Raw genomic sequence first — 17,979 nt, 5'->3', positions numbered from 1 at the left:
TAAGAATTATATTGTATTTATGTATGAATTTATGGTGATTCCGCTTTCGCGAAAGCGGAATTAAAACCTACTATTTCAAAATAAACTAGGGAAAATGGCTGTTAATAAAAATGCGTTAATTCGCTACAAAACAATAGATAAGTGCTTGCAGAATAGCATGCGCAACTGGACTTTACAAGATTTGATAGCTGCCTGTAGCGATGCGTTGTATGAATTTGAAGGTAGGGATATTAATGTGAGCAAACGTACCATACAATTGGATATACAAATGATGCGTAGCGAAAAACTGGGATACCAAGCTCCCATCGAGGTGTATGATCGCAAGTATTACCGGTATACCGATCCTAATTATTCTATTACAAAAATACCGCTGTCACAAAATGATATGGGTATTTTATCTGAAACCATGGATATGCTGCGACAGTTTAAAGATTTTAGTTTATTTCAAGAACTTAGCGGTTTGTTCAATAAGCTTGAAGATCGTATCCATACCGAGCGGCATCATAAAAATGCCATTATTCATCTAGAACAGAATACCAAATTAAAAGGTCTGGAATTACTGGACGAACTGTACCATGCTATTCAAAAACAAGTGGTGATCGAAGTGTTTTATCAAAGTTTTACAGCAATCGCACCATCCATAATAACTTGTCATCCTTATTTCTTAAAAGAATATAACAACCGCTGGTTTCTTATTGTGAAGTCCAATAAAAGCAATAAATTGATCACGCTAGCGCTGGATAGAATACTGGGAATTGATTATGATTTTAGTATTGAATACTCACCTAGTGATATAAATATTGAGGAGTATTACAAAGACACGATAGGAGTTACTGTACTGGATAATCGCAATTTAAAAACCATTATTTTTAAAGTAGATTCAAGAAATGCTCCTTATGTAGAAACGAAACCCTTTCACAGTTCGCAACGTTTTATAGAAAAGGATAAGAATGGTTGGTCTACCTATAGCATCAAGGTTCATACAAATTTTGAGCTGGATAGATTGTTATTAGGTTTTGGTGATAGTCTCGAGGTTCTTTCTCCTAAAAGGTTGAGACGTAGAATTGCATTCAAAGTTCAAAATGCAGCTAGTAGGTATAACGACATATTATCCAATTAGCAATATTCTTAAGGTCCCAGCTATTTTACTATCTTTGAGTAACTACCTGAAATACCAGACCATGAAATACGTACTAACCTTATTGACAATAAGCGTACTGTTGTCTTGCAAACCTACTGAAAACGATACTGAATTGTTGCTTGAGGATATAGCTACTGCTTCACAAGAAATGTACAGTGAACTGGTAGAAATACGTAGAGATTTACATCAATATCCTGAACTAGCTGGTAATGAAAAACGAACCGCAGCTCTTGTTGCTGATTACCTCAAGGAGTTACAACTAGAAGTTCATGAGAATATAGGTGGTTATGGCGTGGTTGGTATTTTAGATACGGGCAAGCCTGGTAAGAAAATAGCCTGGCGTGCCGACATTGACGCACTTGCAACTGAGTTTGAAGATGATCCAGTAGCTTTTGCGTCTAAAAATCCAGGTTTAAGACATATTTGTGGCCACGATGTGCATACTACCATTGCTTTGGGAATTGCTAAAAATTTGAGTTTGCACAAAGAGCAATTAGTTGGAACGTATTATTTCGTTTTTCAACCTTCCGAAGAAACGATTACTGGGGCAAAGGCCATGCTAGATGATGGTTTGCTAGAAATAATTCAACCTGATGAGTTCTATGCCTTGCATATGACTCCGTTTCCTGTAGGTACGGTGGCTGTTAAACCCAATGAGATTTACGCCCATTACAAGAAAGTCGTTTTGGGTTTACGTACCCAGGATACTACCAAAATTAATGCGGCTACTTCCTACTTTAAGCAATTACAAAACGTGACTGATGAACGTTTTGGTACTGATAGTTCTTTTGAAGATGCTACTATTGGTATCGTAGGTAGTTCTAGTATCTATAAGAATTATACCTATTTAGAAAGTCCGGTGAAAGTGCAAAAGCTCCAAGGTAGCACCACTTTGAGCGCTTATATAAGCTTTAGTAACGCTGAAGAGCTGAAACAAGGTCGTCAAAAGATGGATTCTTTGTTTAAGCATGGGGCTTTGCAAGATGTATATAAGTACCACCACATCGAACCCGTTTCTTACGTGATTAAAAACCATCCCGAAACCACTAAAGAGGCTATGCAATTCCTGTCTAATCATTATGAGGATGCACTCACAGAGCTTTCTGGAAGTTTTCCTGGTGGACGTAGCGATGATTTTGCTTTGTTTCAAGAAGAAATTCCAGGAACCTATTTTTTTATGGGTGCTTCTAATTTTGAACAAAACATTATTGCCATGCCACATACAACCATTTTTCAAGTTGACGAATCGGTTATTGAATATGGCGTGCGTTATTTTAGCACCTTACTAGCTGCTCGTGCCAAATATGAGAATGTAAATTGATACTAGGCTACTAGCCTATCTTTTTAATGAGAACGTGAGTTTGACCGTTTAAGATCGTAGCACCCGAACCATTAGTTACTATAAAATCAATTTCACCAGTCGCTGCGGTAATATGAACAATGCTTATTTGTTTGATCGTACTGGCATTGGTATTGAATCCAGCTGGATTTGCAGATCCAGATGCTCCTGTAGTAACCTGTGTGCCGTTTAATCGTACATTCCAATCAATAGTATTGTTGGAGTTTAATCGCAAATCAGATTCTATAATGTACAATCCGGTAGGTAAGGTTATTTGATTTCCATTAAAGCTGGCACCTGTAATAGTATTAAAGAGCTGGTTAGGAAAATTGAAAACGGTACCTGTGCCGCCTATTCCCGTTGCGGTAAAATTACGCATCATCACTCCAGTTTGTACTGGTGCCGAAGTTTGGAACCTTAACCAAGCAGTACCATTCCAGTAATAAAAACCTGGTGTTACATCACTTACCGTAGCGGTATTGTAGACTATTAATCCTTCAACATTTCCGTGCGAAATGGTGGTTGTATCACCGCTACCAGTTAAGGCTACTCTAGGTAATAGCACACCGGCATCAGTTCCTTGAATATCTAGGTAAGTTGAAGGACTGGGAGCATTGGTGTTAATTCCTACCTGAGCTAAAGAAATGGAACTTATAAATAAATAAGTGATTAAAAGTAAACGGTACATAATAGAATGAGATAGTAGAATGAAATAAGGCTGCAAGAATAATTATCGCAGCCTATACCGCCACAGAAGGAGTCTTAAAACATTGTTAAAAATCAATACCTAATACACTGATTTACAGTTTATAGAGAATTATTAACCAGTTGTCGAACAGATTTGAAAGTAACTACTTACACTGCCAAATCATCCTCTAAAACTGCGACCTGTTTTTGATGCTTTTGTTTGGACCAAATAGCCAATCCAAAAGTGAGTACTCCTAGTCTTCCGATAAACATTAATACAATAAGAATGGCTTTTCCCCAAGCTGTTAAATCACCAGTAATTCCCATACTAAGTCCGACAGTTCCCAATGCAGAGCTTACCTCAAACAGTATTTTTTCAAAAGAGAAATCTTCTGTAAAAGAAAGCAATAAAGTAAATAGAAAGATGAGTGATGTATAAAATATAAAGGAAGAGGTAGCGATATACAATCGTTCAAAAGGTATTTTACGTCCCAAAAAGGTTATTTCTCTCGCTCCTTGTAACCTGCTTTTCATAATAGCAAAAACAGCTGTAAGTGTGGTAATTTTCATTCCACCAGCAGTTCCTGATGGAGATGCTCCTACATACATCAAGAAAATAGTAACCAAAACAATAGGAAGAGAAAATATACCGTAGTCAACTGTGTTGAATCCTACTGTAGTCATGGCAGACATGGTTTGAAAGAAAGCCGCATAAATACGTTCAGATCCCATTAAAGCAGTAACACTAGGTTCTAAAAAGTACATAAACATAAATCCTGTACTTAATAGGAAAGCAAAACCTATAAAAATGATTTTGGTAGTAAAGCTCAGTTTGTGAGTCTTGTCTTTTAGGTATAATACTAAATCAGTCACCACTATAAATCCTAATGACCCAGCGATCGCTAAAAACGAAATAATGAAGTTTATAAATCCGTCGTCAACGTATTCGGTAAAACCACTATTGAACAAACTAAATCCTGCTGTACAAAAAGCACTTATACTGTGAAATATAGCGTTCCAAACTGCTTCCCAGAATGGCATCCCATCATGATAAAAGGCAATAAAAAACAAGATTGCTCCTATCAATTCCATAATCACAGTGAATAAAATTACCGATTTTAAGAAATCCTTGATGCGTATCGTAGTCGGTAATGTAAACTCACAGCTAAGTAATCTTTTGTGCCAGTGTGTTATTTTTCTCGTCGTAGACAGTAACATAAAAGTGGTGAATGTCAAGTAACCTATACCACCTAATTGGAATAAGGACATTACCACAAATTGACCGAAAAAGTTATAAGAGTCAAATACACTTACAGTAACCAGACCTGTAGTAGAAACCGCACTGGTGGCTATAAATAGATTATCCAAAAAAGATACGTCCTGTTTTTGAAACCAAGGCAAACATAATAACAAACAACCTGCGAGAATGTAGGTGAAAAAACCGTAAAATAAATTGCGCTGTGGACTTAGTCCTAACTTAAATCTTTGATATTTCTGATTTAAGGTTTTAAAAAAGTGGCCCATGATGGATTTTAATACTTGGCAAATTTCCAATTATATGCAATAACTTTAAGTTAAATTCTTCCTATTTACCAAAATTATAAGTCCAAGGCTGTTGACTTTTGTATTATGAATTTATCGAATACACTATTCGTTCTTTTTTGTGTTTTTACTGGAATCTTTACCGGTAGAAGCCAAGAAGAAGCCACAGAAAAGAAACTTACTGTAGACTTTTATTTGGATACTTACTATGCCAATGTCCCTAGAGGCAGTCATGATGGTTTTAGATCATTTACAACCACGTCCAACAGGAATAATCAAATAGGCTTAAATATAGCGCAATTAGGAGCTCAGTATGAATCAAAGGACGTACGAGCTAGCCTTACCCTGCATTATGGTGATATCGCAAAAGCAACCTGGTCCGATGACTTTAATGAAGTACAAACTGCAACAGTTGGCTTAAGGTTGTTCAAAACACTATGGCTGGATGCAGGTTTTTTTACTACCCATATAGGAACAGAAAGTTTTCTCCCAAAAAACAATTGGACGGCTTCTACAGCTGTAGCTACGTTTAATGAACCCTTTTATCAAGCAGGAGCTAAACTTTCAAATCAATTCAATGAAAATTGGTATGCCGAATTATGGGTTTTGAATGGGTATAACCAATTTGTTGACGAGAATGACGAGCTCAGCGTTGGAGCATTACTTACCTATGCGTTTAATGACCGTACAAGCATCACTTATACCAATATTTTTGGACAAGAAGCTACCCTTGATGATCCTGTTTCTCGATATAGAACCTACCACAACGCCTATTTAAACACCCAATTTTCTGAAAGATGGTGGTTGACAGCTGGATTTGATATAGGATCTCAAACCAATAGTGAATTAGAAACGGGAAAAACCGCCTGGATGTACAATGCTTTACTTACTGCAAAATTTCAACAAAATAACAAATGGAGTTATACAAGCCGAATAGAATTATTTAAAGATCAAAACGGATTTATATCAGGAATCGTTCCTTCTCAACTAACAGTGGATGAAGGATTATCAGTTTATGGAATAACGCTATCGACCGAGTACAAGCCTACCGAGTATTCGTTTTTAAGATTTGAAGCACGTAGACTGGCTAGCACCAACGATGCTCAAATATTTGAACAAAACACCTCAACTAGTAGGTATGAATTTATTATCAATCTAGGAATAGTTTGGGACCGCAGCTGGTTGTTTTAATTCTTAGGAGCCCCTTTGGATCGCTCTGGTTGTAAGATAAGACGTGCAGCACGATCAAAGTTGAAATAGTTATAAATCCAATTAAGAAAAACCACCACTCGATTTCTAACACCTACCAAAAAATAAAGGTGAACTGCCAACCATGTGAACCAGGCAGCAAAACCGCCAATCGTAAAAGATCCCACATCGGCAACTGCTTTATTACGCCCTATGGTAGCCATGCTTCCTTTATCAAAATATGAAAAAGGTTTAAGAGGTTTTTCCCTGAGTAGCCTTTTAAAATTTTTGGCGAGATTTTTCCCTTGTTGTATAGCTGGCTGCGCAACTTGTGGATGACCTTTGGGATAGTCATCAGTTTCCATTAATGCGATATCACCAACAGCATAAATAGATTCGTAACCCATGATACGGTTATATTCATCTACTCGATAACGTTGTGTTTTCTCATGAAAGGAATCTTCTTTAATACCAGGAATGTGATTTCCAATAACACCAGCACTCCAGATAAAGGTGGATGCTTCTAGATTAAGATCCGTATTTGTAGAGATGACATCATCTTCATAATTCTTAACCAAGGTATTCAAATGAATATTGACACCTAATTTTTCGAGATATTTTAAAGATTTCTTACTAGAAGCCTCGCTCATACTAGACAATACCCTATCTGACCCATCGATGAGGTGAATTTCCATATTTTCAGGATTAATATCGGGATAATCCTTGGGAACTACTCCTTTTTTAAATTCGGCAAAAGCACCAGCAAGTTCTACTCCAGTAGGTCCAGCGCCAGATATTACAATACGCATTAATTTTTTACGCTCCTTTTCACTAGCTGTAATAGTAGCCTTTTCAAAATTTTTGAGCATAGTACTACGTATGTTAAGCGATTCGACCACGCTTTTCATTCCCATACTAGCATTTTCTATTTGTTGATTATTGAAGTAATTGGTTTTGGTTCCTGTGGCAAGAATCAAGTAATCAAATTGTAATTTTCCGATATTAGTTTCAATTTCATTCTTTTCGGGAACAACCTGAGTAACCTGTGCCATTCTAAAAAAGAAATTCTCCTGATTATCCGTAATTCCTCGTAATGGGAATGCAATACTATCAGGTTCTAAACCGCTAGTTGCGACCTGATACAATAAGGGTTGAAAGGTGTGGTAATTATTTTGATCTATAAGTACCACTTGAAGTTGGAGCTTTGTTAGCTTTCGCGAAAGCGTAACACCACCAAAACCACCACCTACTATAATGACTCTAGGGTGATTGCTTTGAGGAATATTAAATGCATTCATAGCATAAAGATACTCGCAGCCGAAATTATAAATGATGACATTAACATGTAATTAAGGTTGATTGAAAATTAAAAATCACTAAGCAATTTAACCTTAACACATTTTTTTAATTCGAATTACTAACCACATCGATGAAATGCATTATTTATTGAACAAATGCTAAATATTATGTAATTAATCTAACAAATAAACCTTTCATCTGTATATTTGTGTCGTCTAAAACATAACGGTTTATAGATATTTAGAATGAAAGATGCCTGATGAAGAGTTTCCCTATACTCTTCTCAGGCATTATTTTTTTTATATATTATCCCTAGGGAATAGCCGTTTAAAAATAGTGAAGTTGCGTAAGTATCCTATTCAGATATCCTATAAACTATCTTGCTCAGGGACAGTTTAAACGACATTGTTACGCACAATGTACAGGATAAACGACAGCTATTCCCATTTTTGAGATAATGTTATTTCCAGTCTGGCATCATTGCGTTTGTAAATTCATCTTCACGTGTATCAGGTACTAATATGGCTAGTGTTTGTACTTTACCTGGCGTGATTCCATCGTTGTCTTGATTGTACACAATTATGGAAGCCTCAGTCGGTGAAAAACGAACGTCCAGATCATTAGTCCCTGGATCCTTATTAAAGCTCACATTAACCTCATTCATGGTATTGAAATTGTAGACGTAAGCATTAACATCTAGCCTGCGATACTGCTGGTTTTCAAATCCACTAGCGTCACGTGTGTATAAAATTTGAGAATTATCGGCACTTAGATCAATACCACCTACAGCTCCAGTCACTCCAGTTAAAACCACATCGAGCACATTACCTACAGTATCAATAGTATAAATCTCGCAGTTATAGCCGGATAAATTATTAGTCTTTACCGCTAGAATACCGTTATTAAAATCAACTTCGGTAATTAGATTACCCGTCGTTTGATGTACTTGTGTTAATCCTGTTCCATCCAATTGAATGCTGTACAACCGGTCTTGTACAGGATAATAAATCAAGGAACCATCATCTGACCAAGTGATGTCTATTTCATCAGGATTAAACCCTGAAACTGGTATTTGACTTGTTATTTGTTGCTGGTTATTGCCATCTGGATCCATAGTAAATACGTGGATTTGAGCACCCACATTTCGTAAAAAAGCTATCTTATTTGCGGTACGATTGATTCGTGGTCTCCAAGAATTAGTTGTGGCATCAGTAAGTGCTATTTCTACTCCATCGCCATCGGCACTAAAAATTTGATTGTTAGAACCTGATTTTCTCACGAAATGGAATCTGTTTAACGGAAAGTCTGCTGTTGAAAAAGTAAATACCGGACTGTTTACAGGTGTGTTGATTTCATCATTTGCAATTACTTGCCAAAAATAGGTAGTATTAAAAGCCACTTGCACATCTAGTGTTTCCTCGGTAATATCTTCAAAAGTTTCTACCGTATTATCCCTGCTGTTTCTAAGTAAAACTGTAAATTTTAATTCGTCCTCATCAGGATCGACAGAACTCCATTCTAGGGTAAGTTCAAAGGGTTGATCAACGGCATTATCCACTGGAGCAACCAATGACGGTGTAGCTGGTGGTTGATTGTTTGCTGTTGATGGTTTAAGTTCATAAACAAGTTCTACGGTTTCTCCTGTAAAGACATCGGCGCTTTCAAATGATGCTAAGAAATCATCCTTTTGGGCTTGTACAGCATATTGTCCTTCTTCAACCTCTATTTCAAAATTCCCATCTACATCGGTAAATACGACATTGGTTTGTGGATTTGTTGATATTTTTACATTTTCAAGAGGTAAAAAAGTGATATCCTCTACTACCCTACCTTTAATAATCCCTTTACCATTAATCTCGATAGTATCTTCACTACAACCCGTCAACATGAGTAGCAGTCCTAGCAGAATGTATGTTGTGTATTTCATGATTGTTTAGTTTGAGTTAGTAGATCCGTTTGAATTATCATCTTGTTGAGCAGGACGAGAAAGCGCATCTAATTCTTTAGCTTTTTTCAAACTTTCTCTCAATTGCTTGCGCTCACTACGTTTTTGACGGCGTCTAGCTTTACGTTGTTGTTTAGTAAGATTGTTTTGTTTCGCTTGATTATCTCCTAGATAAAAATTGAGACCTACTCCTACTCTGTAATAGTTATCATCTCGTTTACCTGCCACGGTTCCGTCCAGCTCGTCGGTAAATGTCATGTTATATTCACCAAAAGCTTGAATTCCAAAACTAGGAGTTAAGGCATATTCAAAGCCTGCTCCTACTTGTAGTTTAGGTTCAAAATTTGAAATACCATTTACAGCCAAAACTCCTGCTCCACCATAAACATGTGGAGTAAAAGATTCAAAAGGTAGTAAGGTAACTTCGGCATTTAAATCGGCAGTGCGAAATTGTTCATTAAACAAGCCCTCGTTGTTTAATCGCAACTGACTAAGATTTCCACGCACACCTAGGTATGGGTTAAAGTTGTATTTAAGACCTACATTAAAATGGTGTTCATAATCGGCATTGGGCAAATCACCTTGCATGTAAGTTCCACCAGCGCCCAAATCAATTCTTAATTTACTACGGCGTTGTAGTAGATCACGTTGATACACATCAGTACGCTCTGCCACTTCTTTCTCTTTATTGTACTTACGAACCATGGCTGTAGCAACTTCTTGACCACCAGCAGGCGACCATAGGTTTACAGTTATACCTTCTATAATCAAAGATTCTACTGCCTTTTCAATGGCTTCTTTAATAGCAAGCTGTCCTGGTTCATTTCTAGTAAAACCAGTTTCTGCCTCTAGCAATCTTTGAAAACTCACATATCTAAAAAGACTAGCATCAACTGCTTGTGAGAAAATAGTTTTTGAAACATATACGGTTTTTAATATTTCACCACTTTTAGTAGAAACTGCTCTCAAATAAACAGTTACTCGATCTTGGCGGTATTTTGTTGAACCACCAGCGCCAAAGTATCTAGCTCCTGCGCCACCGGTGAGAACATTTGTGTCATACGATACAATACCACCTTCAATTAAGATACCTGCATATAATAAAGGATCCAAATCCTTCATTTGAGTGTTGCTTTGCTTGGCATAAGAGCGACGAGTATCTAGTATCAAATTACGTTCTGTAATTAGATTGGTAAGATTTTCTCTCTCGATAGGTCTAAACCATCCAGAATCTTCAAGAGCTTTAATTAGGATAGTTGTTCCTCCTTGAGTAACAGCGTTACTAAAGGTACTTCCTACCTCACTCAATTTAAATTGTCCTGTTTGGTCTTCAAATTTATATACTCCTACAACTGCTGGTATGATAGGTGGTGGAAGATTACGCAAGCGATCAGTAACTTTTGTAGTCTCACCTATTCTAGCGTCTTGAGTATCTAAAGGCTGGTTAAAGTAGGCACCACATCCCTGCAAAATCATACAGGCCAGTAGTATCACTACTAGTTTAAAAAGTCTCATAATAAAGGTTGGTTTATTGAGGAACGACTACCTGAGTCTGATCACCTGTAGTTGTATCTAAAATATTTATTACCAATCCTTCTAAAGATTCCAAGACTTCAACTTCAAGATTTCCAAAACTGAAGGTACCTGGTTCTAGATCCTGACTGCTGTCAAATTGTAAGTTTAATAAACTACGAGATAACGAACTTAAAAGTTGTCTATTCAAACCTTGAGCAAAAGCATCTAATGCAGACTCATCTTCTGCAAGAGCTGCTTCATTGGGATCAGTAAATTTATTTTGTAATTCGGCACTTTGAACCAACCATTGATAATTAAAAGTATCGCCACCAAAGGCTGGATTAATAGGTCTGTACACTAATTGTTGAGCTTGGGAATCTGTTGTTGAGCTTAACAGAATAACCATAAACAACGTGAGCATTGTTGTAATCGATTTGAGCATGATTTTGGTTTTTAGTTATTAATATTCTCGAGTTTCTTTTTCTTTCATTTTTTGTAGCTCGATATATACTAGTTGAAGCATACGCGAGGCCATATATTCAATGTATTTTTTTTGTGGGCTGAGTACAAAGGGCTCTAACTTGGTAAAGCCTACTTGTATTTGAATTTGTGAAGTACGTCCCTGACCAAACACTTCCCTGACAACGACGATTTTATCACTATTGACATTGTATTTTTTATATAATCGGAAGAATTCAATATAAAAATCCTTACCTGGTTTTGTTCTTGTTTTATTAGTTACTATTCCCCTAAACCCTAGATATTCATCGTCATTTCGATATTGGTTTGCTGTTACCAATTGTGTAGTATAGGGCGCTATAGTTTCTATTTTTTTACCTATTAATTGATCCAGTTGATCATAAATAAGTACCATTATTTTTATTTCTTCTGGAATGTTAATTCCTACCTGTGTAGTACCTAAAAGGGCTTTAATACCAGCCTTGACCACACCATTACCTTTTTGTTCATTTTTACTAGAATTATTTAAACTGTCTTTAGTAAAAACAGTAAACTTATAGCTGATACCTGTATCAACTTGAGTTTTGTTTACAGCAAGTGCTTTAATCACAATATTTTCAGCTTGTTGCTCCAGCACAATTTCTGCTGCCACTGTTCTATTGTAAAGAGATTCTTGTGCGCTAGTAAAAGCAGCTATTAAACAAACGAATGCTATTAAATATTTAAATCTCTTCATTGATTAATAATGAAGTACATATACGGTACTTCCTATTCCTTGCTGGTTTACTCTCACTCTCTCAGTCACACTATTGTTACCTACACTAATTGTAGTATTGTAATTTCCTTCTTGATTTACGTTGGCAACATTGAGTAAATTACCTTGAGTACTATAGTTATAGTATTGATTTCCTACTCCATTTTGATTTACATTTTGTCTAACAACAAGAGAATTAATTCTCAAATCAGTTAAATTGTAAGATCCTGATTGAGTAATATTAACCTCAGCATTATTCGATGCTACATTGGTAAGTGCCAAGTTGTTTACACCTACTTGCGCGATAAATACCGAATTATTTTGAGTTGTATTACCTCTTGCAGCGTTTTGTTGTGTTGTAGTGGTAGCTACATTAAGCTGGGCATTTTCTGTCTGTAAATTTCCTCCATTAACTAGATTTTGATCATCCACGTATGTTTGCGCTTTCGCGAAAGCGGAAAACAGAAGAACTATTAGTAAATATTTCATATCTCTTATTTTATTAAAAGAAGCCGGAGTTGTGATTTCTCCAGCTTCTTAGATTTTTAAAATTGGTGTGCTCTTGTAGCAGCGGCTCTTCTTGAGTATCCTGCTAGAGAAACATTTGCATTACGTTGTATAACAACAGCACTGTTTGAACCAGCATTTGGTGTTACACTTCCTTGATTTTGTTGAATCACACTTGTATGACCGTTACCTACTTGATCTACAGAGGCAAAGTTGTTACTTGCTTGTTGTTGTATCAAAGAGTTGTTATGTAAACCACGCTGTAAACTTATCGCCTCGTTCATACCATTTTGACCACCGTTTTGAGTAATAATTGAGGTATTGTGAGAAAGATATTGTTCCTGATAAGCATGATTATTTGATCCATTTTGTGTTGCACTAGCAAGATTATGAGTTCCTGCTTGATATTGTTCTATGTAATTAGAATCACCTGTCAAAGAACTTGCATTCTGTGAGGCTATTGCTGTATTTGATTTGCCCCATTGCTCTTGGAATACTGTGTTGTCATTACCATATTGAGTAATATACGCCTCGTTGTCATCACCAGCTTGTAACTGTTGAGCGACATTTCCATGAGCTGCAGTTGTTGAATCACCTTGATCGATTTGAGCGTAATTCCCATTGTTATTTGGAAAGAAGATAAATCCACTTTGTTTTTGAATCGCCTCGTTATCGTCGCCATATTGTGATACAATAGCAGTATGACCTGCACTTTGATTAGGATTTGCAATTTGTTCTGTATAAGAACGGTTACCTATTCCGGCACTTCCTACATTATGCTGTGTTATTTGCGCACGACTGTTGTCAAAACGCTGTTGAACCTGTGCATAATTCTGTGAACCATTTTGGTTTACTAGAGTTAGGTTATTTTGTGCTTGTTGAGGAATAGTTGCGCCTTGTTGTACAAGAACTTTATTGTTATCTCCTACTTGAGTACCAAAGTTTTCATTCATATCGCCTTGCTGAATTAGCGTGTACTGGTTACCAGCTCCATTTTGTTTTATGTCAGAATAATTCTGCTCACCACTGGTTCCTGGTTGTACATTTCCCCATTGTAAAACAGAAACTGTGTTGCGATTTGTTACACTAGTTCCCGTTTGTTCAATAAAAGAAGCATTTGCTGTACCTTGCTGGGCTACAACGGCATCACTACCTACTTGCTTTTGATCAATGGAAGAATAATTTCCTCCTTGCGAAGCATTGTTTGTAGGATAACCTTGCTGCCCAGGAGAAACAACCTGTTGTGGATTTTGAGCCACAAGAATGCTTACCTGAAGGAAAAACGCTATACCTATTAAGAGTTTCATTGGGTTGTAATTGAATGAAAATAATCTCGTTCTAGTGTTACTAGAACGAGATCATTAATAATTATTAGAATCTAGCTCTAGTTGCACCAGCTCTTTGTACTTGAGGTGCTAGTGATACATTAGCATTTCTTTGGATAACAGTAGCACTGTTGTATCCATGTCCATTAGGAGATGAGTTAGAAGTAAGATTTTGATTAATTACACTCATTTGTCCGTCTCCAGTTTGATCTGCAAAAGCTGTGTTACCACGAGCTTGTTGCTTAATTCTACTGTCGTTTAATGTACCATCTTGGATAGATAATGCTACATTACCGTCATTTGGGTTTACTCCACCTCTTTGTTCAATCGTAGAGTAGTTCATAAGACCATATTGCTCTTGGTACGCTTCATTGTTACGTCCATTCTGCTTTGATCTTGCTTCATTATCGGTACCGTCTTGGTACTGCTCAGCATATAGGTTACTTCCATTTACAGGGTTATCTGCTTGAGATGCAACCGCTTTGTTTCCAGATCCTAATTGTTCCTGGAATAATGTATTATTTGCTCCTAATTGAGATGCATATGCTTGGTTAAGATCTCCTGACTGTTTTTGTTGAGCAAATGCATTTGTAGCTGAGTGTGCAGCACTACCTTGCATAGACTCTGCATAGTTACCACCACCAGACGCAGGGCTACCGCTATCTTGCATTTGAACTAACTTATTATCATCACCCCATTGCTCACCAATAGCTGTGTGACCAGCGCTAGCATTAGGATTTGCAGTTTGAAGTTGGTAAGATTGGTTACGGATTCCAGCAGTTTGATCATTACGTTGCTTAATTGTCGCCACGTTATTGTCATAATATTGCTCAATTTCTGCGCTGTTTTCTTTACCATCTTGATCAGAAATAGCAATGTTGTGCTCTGCATGCTGTGCACTGTTTGCACCTTGCTTAACCATTACAGTGTTATCAAAACCAGCTTGGGTACCAAAGTTTTGGTTTTCATCACCTTGTTGTAAAGCAGTAAAATCATTACCTGCACCATTTTGAGTTATATCAGAATAATTCAAATGACCAGAAATGGATGGTTGCACATTACCCCATTGCTTCACATAAACTTCATTTTTATTACTCTGGTCAGATCCAGTTTGATCAATAAAAGAAGCATTTGCAGTTCCTTGTTGCTCTACCAAGGCATTACTACCCACAGCCTTTTGATTGATATTAGAGTAGTTTCCACCTACTGTGGCTGTCGCGGTAGGCGAGCTCTGCTGAGTAGGAACTTGTACCATAGAAGGTGTTTGAGCAAAAGCTGCACCTGCTATTAACATTGCCCCAGCAGTTAAGAATAAATTTTTCATAGTTTATAGATTTAGAATATTGAAAACATCTAGCCTATTTTAATTATAGACTAGATGTTTATTTATGGTTTTATTAGAATCTAGCTCTAGTTGCGTTAGCTCTCTGAATTTGTGGAGTTAATGCTACGTTTGCATCTCTTTGAATAACCGTTGCACTGTTGTAACCAGCACCTGCCTGAGCAGTAGTACCGTTACCAGCTGGGAAGTTTTGATTAACAATACTCATTTGTCCGTGACCAGTTTGATCTACAGTAGCCATGTTACCAGAAGTCTTTTGGTTGATTTCAGACTGGTGGTTCATACCTTCTTGAATAGATAAGGCAACGTTACCAGCTATTTGACCTTGACGTTGAGTTAATACAGCACTGTTATTTGTACCGTACTGTTCTTGGAAAGACTGGTTGTTACTACCATTTTGATCTGCACTAGCTCTGTTACCAGTACCTTCTTGATATTGCTCTAATAAATTGTCGCCTCCACTAGTTGGACTAGTATTTTGCTTAGCTACAGCTACGTTTGCAGAACCATTTTGCTCTTGGAAAGACTCGTCATTTACACCAAATTGGTTAGAGTATGCCTCATTATTATCTCCAGACTGTAGTTGTTGAGCAAAAGCATTCACTGCTCCAGCAGTTGCGTTACCTTGATAAGCCTCAGCATGATTAGCTCCACCACTAGCAGGGCTACCGCTATCTTGCATTTGAACTAATTTGTTGTCATCACCCCATTGCTCACCAATAGCTGTGTGTCCAGCAGTTTGGTTAGGGTTAGCTGTTTGTAATTGATAAGATTGGTTTTCTACACCAGCTACTTGATCATTGCGTTGTGTGATAGAAGCCATATTGTTATCATAATATTGCTCGATTTCTGCACTGTTGTCTTTACCATCTTGATCAGAAAGAGCAACATTATCTTGTGCTTGTTGAGCAGCATTAGCCCCTTGCTTAACCATCACGGTATTATTTAGACCTATTTGCGATCCAAAGTTCATATTGGTATCACCTTGTTGTAAGGCTGTGAAGTCGTTTCCTGCACCATCCTGCGTAATTTCAGAGTGGTTTTGATAACCTGAAATAGATGGTTGAACATTACCCCATTGTTTAACGTAAACGTTATTTTTATTACCAACATCAGATCCTGTTTGGTCTATGTATGAAGCATTAGCAGTACCTTGCTGTTCTACTAAAGCGTTACTACCTACAGCTTTTTGATTGATATTAGAATAGTTTCCTCCTACTGTTGCTCCAAGAGTTGGAGACACTTGTGGAGTAGGCACTGCAATCGCAGAAGAAGTTGTTGCTGGTACCGTTGCTGGTGTTTGTGCAAATGCAACGCTAGCGATAAGCATAGCTCCCGCACTTAATAATATATTTTTCATGGTTTTGATATTTAGAATTTAGAATTTAGAATTAAAATCCAGCACCAGACAGGGAATGAAGATTCTCGGTAGGTGCTGGATTAGTTATACTATCTACGACGATCTGCTCTTGTTTGAGCCGCTTTAAGCGTAGATGGAGTTAATGCCACGTTAGCGTTTCTTTGAATAACAGTTGCACTGTTAGATCCAGAAGTAGCTGCTGGAGAACCGTTAAGTGGGTTGTTTTGGTTGATTACAGACATTTGACCATCACCTGTTTGATCTACAAGCGCCATGTTTGCATTAGCTTGTTGATTAATAACAGAGTTGTTCAATGTACCATTTTGATAAGAAATAGCTTCATTACCAGTTACTTGCCCGTAACGTTGCTTAATCTTAGAGTAGTTGTCATCACCATATTGCTCTTGTAAAGCTATGTTGTTATTACCATTCTGATCGATTCTAGCCTCGTTCAAGTTACCGTCTTGGTATTGCTCAGCATGGTTATCACCACCTGCATTTGAACCACTTAAGTTCTGCTTAACCTCAGCAAGGTTAAGATCACCTATTTGCTCTTGGAAAGAAGTATCGTTAGTCAATTTTTGACCTGCATAAGCTTCGTTACCGTCACCTAATTGTACTTGTTGAGCAAATGCACCTGTTGCGCTGTCTGGAGCTGCAAGAGCGTCTCCTTGATTTGCTTGAGCGTAGTTACCTAAAGAGTTAGGTCCTGATGCAGATCCTTCTTGCAATTGGATTAACGTATTATCGTCACCCCATTGCTCACCTACTGCAGTGTGACCTGCACTTTGGTTAGGATTTGCAATTTGTTCTTGATAGGACCAGTTACCAGCACCTGATGACACGTCATTACGTTGCGTGATCGTTGCTTTGTTGTTGTCATATCTTTGCTGGATTTCAGCATAGTTTTCAAGACCGTCTTGGTCTGATAAAGCAAGATTTTCTTCAGCTTGCTGTGGAGTATTAGCACCTTGTTGCACAACTACACTATTGTCTACACCATTTTGTAGACCAAAGTTTTCGTTTTTATCTCCTTGTTGCATAAGGTCAAAGTTGTTTCCTTCACCAGTCTGTTTAATATCAGAATAGTTCAGGTAACCACTAATACCTGGTTGTACGTTACCCCATTGTAGTACATCTACATTATTTTTCTTTGATGCATTTGATCCTGTTTGATCAATAAATGAGATGTTTGAGGTACCTTGTTGTTGTACCGTGGCATCACTACCTACTGCTTTCTGGTCAATATTGGAATAGTTACCTCCAGCAGAAGCAGCTGGTAATACAGCTACAGGTGCCGTTTGCTGACCTGGGCTTGCTACAGTTTGTGGAGATTGCGCAAAGGCAAATCCAGCCACAAGAAGTGCTGCTACACTTAAATTTACTCGGTTCATAATTAGAATATTTAGAATTAATAAAAACACATTCATTTTGAGCACTCTAAATAATCTTACGCATTATTTACAGTTGGAATAATGTTAATTATTCTAAAGGGGACTATTTAAAACCGTAGTAGGGTACGATAAAACGACATAAGGGATTTTGTCGTTATCTTCTAGTGCAATTAGGGTTGGCC

15 protein-coding genes are annotated in these 17,979 nt (G+C 37.3%); 3 read left to right on the top strand and 12 right to left on the bottom strand.

Annotated features, from left to right (window positions below; translation table 11 throughout):
• The first annotated feature begins 94 nt into the window (after positions 1–94).
• Both BST93_RS08035 and BST93_RS08030 read left to right on the top strand, forming a co-directional pair.
• Entirely contained in the window at positions 95–1,120 is a 1,026-nt protein-coding gene (locus tag BST93_RS08035) for a helix-turn-helix transcriptional regulator (protein ID WP_105018747.1), read from the top strand.
• Between the two features lie 61 nt (positions 1,121–1,181).
• The gene (locus BST93_RS08030; protein WP_181072574.1) at positions 1,182–2,462 is read left to right on the top strand and encodes a M20 metallopeptidase family protein; all 1,281 of its coding nucleotides are present in this window, start codon (positions 1,182–1,184) and stop codon (positions 2,460–2,462) included.
• 10 nt (positions 2,463–2,472) lie between these two features.
• Here BST93_RS08030 and BST93_RS08025 read toward each other — a convergent pair whose 3' ends face one another.
• A complete protein-coding gene (locus tag BST93_RS08025; RefSeq protein WP_105018745.1) occupies positions 2,473–3,168 on the bottom strand; it encodes a phage tail-like protein in 696 nt (231 codons plus the stop codon).
• A gap of 167 nt (positions 3,169–3,335) precedes the next feature.
• Positions 3,336–4,691, bottom strand: coding sequence for a TrkH family potassium uptake protein (locus BST93_RS08020; RefSeq protein WP_105018744.1), 1,356 nt, complete (start codon positions 4,689–4,691; stop codon positions 3,336–3,338).
• A 105-nt stretch (positions 4,692–4,796) separates the two neighbouring features.
• Between BST93_RS08020 and BST93_RS08015 the strand changes: the two genes are divergently transcribed.
• Positions 4,797–5,900 (top strand): outer membrane beta-barrel protein, encoded by a 1,104-nt coding sequence (locus tag BST93_RS08015; RefSeq protein ID WP_105018743.1) that lies wholly within the window; start codon positions 4,797–4,799, stop codon positions 5,898–5,900.
• Here BST93_RS08015 and BST93_RS08010 read toward each other — a convergent pair.
• The 10 genes from BST93_RS08010 to BST93_RS07965 form a co-directional block, all read right to left on the bottom strand.
• The gene (locus tag BST93_RS08010; RefSeq protein ID WP_105018742.1) at positions 5,897–7,195 is read right to left on the bottom strand and encodes an NAD(P)/FAD-dependent oxidoreductase; all 1,299 of its coding nucleotides are present in this window, start codon (positions 7,193–7,195) and stop codon (positions 5,897–5,899) included. The genes BST93_RS08015 and BST93_RS08010 overlap by 4 nt on opposite strands.
• Positions 7,196–7,656: 461 nt before the next feature.
• Entirely contained in the window at positions 7,657–9,123 is a 1,467-nt protein-coding gene (locus tag BST93_RS08005; RefSeq protein WP_146104995.1) for a hypothetical protein, read from the bottom strand.
• A gap of 6 nt (positions 9,124–9,129) precedes the next feature.
• Entirely contained in the window at positions 9,130–10,656 is a 1,527-nt protein-coding gene (locus BST93_RS08000) for a CsgG/HfaB family protein (protein WP_105018740.1), read from the bottom strand.
• 13 nt (positions 10,657–10,669) lie between these two features.
• Positions 10,670–11,098 carry a curli assembly protein CsgF gene (locus BST93_RS07995; RefSeq protein ID WP_235783964.1) on the bottom strand — a complete coding sequence of 143 codons (429 nt, stop codon included), beginning with the start codon at positions 11,096–11,098 and terminating at the stop codon, positions 10,670–10,672.
• 18 nt (positions 11,099–11,116) lie between these two features.
• On the bottom strand, positions 11,117–11,851 hold the full coding sequence (locus tag BST93_RS07990; RefSeq protein ID WP_105018739.1) for a CsgE family curli-type amyloid fiber assembly protein: 735 nt from the start codon (positions 11,849–11,851) through the stop codon (positions 11,117–11,119).
• Between the two features lie 3 nt (positions 11,852–11,854).
• A complete protein-coding gene (locus BST93_RS07985) occupies positions 11,855–12,358 on the bottom strand; it encodes a hypothetical protein (protein WP_105018738.1) in 504 nt (167 codons plus the stop codon).
• A 56-nt stretch (positions 12,359–12,414) separates the two neighbouring features.
• Positions 12,415–13,683, bottom strand: coding sequence for a hypothetical protein (locus tag BST93_RS07980; RefSeq protein WP_105018737.1), 1,269 nt, complete (start codon positions 13,681–13,683; stop codon positions 12,415–12,417).
• 64 nt (positions 13,684–13,747) lie between these two features.
• Complete coding sequence (locus tag BST93_RS07975; protein ID WP_105018736.1) at positions 13,748–15,025, bottom strand: hypothetical protein; 1,278 nt, start codon at positions 15,023–15,025, stop codon at positions 13,748–13,750.
• A gap of 73 nt (positions 15,026–15,098) precedes the next feature.
• Positions 15,099–16,403: a hypothetical protein gene (locus tag BST93_RS07970; protein WP_105018735.1), complete on the bottom strand. Its 1,305-nt coding sequence runs from the start codon at positions 16,401–16,403 to the stop codon at positions 15,099–15,101.
• An 89-nt stretch (positions 16,404–16,492) separates the two neighbouring features.
• Positions 16,493–17,797: a hypothetical protein gene (locus BST93_RS07965; RefSeq protein ID WP_105018734.1), complete on the bottom strand. Its 1,305-nt coding sequence runs from the start codon at positions 17,795–17,797 to the stop codon at positions 16,493–16,495.
• Between the last annotated feature and the right edge of the window lie 182 nt (positions 17,798–17,979).

The organism is Nonlabens tegetincola, assembly GCF_002954355.1.
GTDB classification, from domain to species: domain Bacteria; phylum Bacteroidota; class Bacteroidia; order Flavobacteriales; family Flavobacteriaceae; genus Nonlabens; species Nonlabens tegetincola.
The sequence above is the reverse complement of the archived record's forward strand: the minus strand, read 5'-3'. Positions and strand labels throughout refer to the sequence as shown.

Bases quoted from the DNA above. Each gene is read 5' to 3' on its own strand.
- BST93_RS08005 (WP_146104995.1), bottom strand. From the start codon at position 9,123: ATGAAATACACAACATACATTCTGCTAGGACTGCTACTCATGTTGACG.
- BST93_RS07980 (WP_105018737.1), bottom strand. From the start codon at position 13,683: ATGAAACTCTTAATAGGTATAGCGTTTTTCCTTCAGGTAAGCATTCTT.
- BST93_RS07990 (WP_105018739.1), bottom strand. From the start codon at position 11,851: ATGAAGAGATTTAAATATTTAATAGCATTCGTTTGTTTAATAGCTGCT.
- BST93_RS07970 (WP_105018735.1), bottom strand. From the start codon at position 16,403: ATGAAAAATATATTATTAAGTGCGGGAGCTATGCTTATCGCTAGCGTT.
- BST93_RS08035 (WP_105018747.1), top strand. From the start codon at position 95: ATGGCTGTTAATAAAAATGCGTTAATTCGCTACAAAACAATAGATAAG.
- BST93_RS07975 (WP_105018736.1), bottom strand. From the start codon at position 15,025: ATGAAAAATTTATTCTTAACTGCTGGGGCAATGTTAATAGCAGGTGCA.
- BST93_RS08025 (WP_105018745.1), bottom strand. From the start codon at position 3,168: ATGTACCGTTTACTTTTAATCACTTATTTATTTATAAGTTCCATTTCT.
- BST93_RS07965 (WP_105018734.1), bottom strand. From the start codon at position 17,797: ATGAACCGAGTAAATTTAAGTGTAGCAGCACTTCTTGTGGCTGGATTT.
- BST93_RS08000 (WP_105018740.1), bottom strand. From the start codon at position 10,656: ATGAGACTTTTTAAACTAGTAGTGATACTACTGGCCTGTATGATTTTG.
- BST93_RS08020 (WP_105018744.1), bottom strand. From the start codon at position 4,691: ATGGGCCACTTTTTTAAAACCTTAAATCAGAAATATCAAAGATTTAAG.
- BST93_RS07995 (WP_235783964.1), bottom strand. From the start codon at position 11,098: ATGCTCAAATCGATTACAACAATGCTCACGTTGTTTATGGTTATTCTG.
- BST93_RS08015 (WP_105018743.1), top strand. From the start codon at position 4,797: ATGAATTTATCGAATACACTATTCGTTCTTTTTTGTGTTTTTACTGGA.
- BST93_RS08010 (WP_105018742.1), bottom strand. From the start codon at position 7,195: ATGAATGCATTTAATATTCCTCAAAGCAATCACCCTAGAGTCATTATA.
- BST93_RS08030 (WP_181072574.1), top strand. From the start codon at position 1,182: ATGAAATACGTACTAACCTTATTGACAATAAGCGTACTGTTGTCTTGC.
- BST93_RS07985 (WP_105018738.1), bottom strand. From the start codon at position 12,358: ATGAAATATTTACTAATAGTTCTTCTGTTTTCCGCTTTCGCGAAAGCG.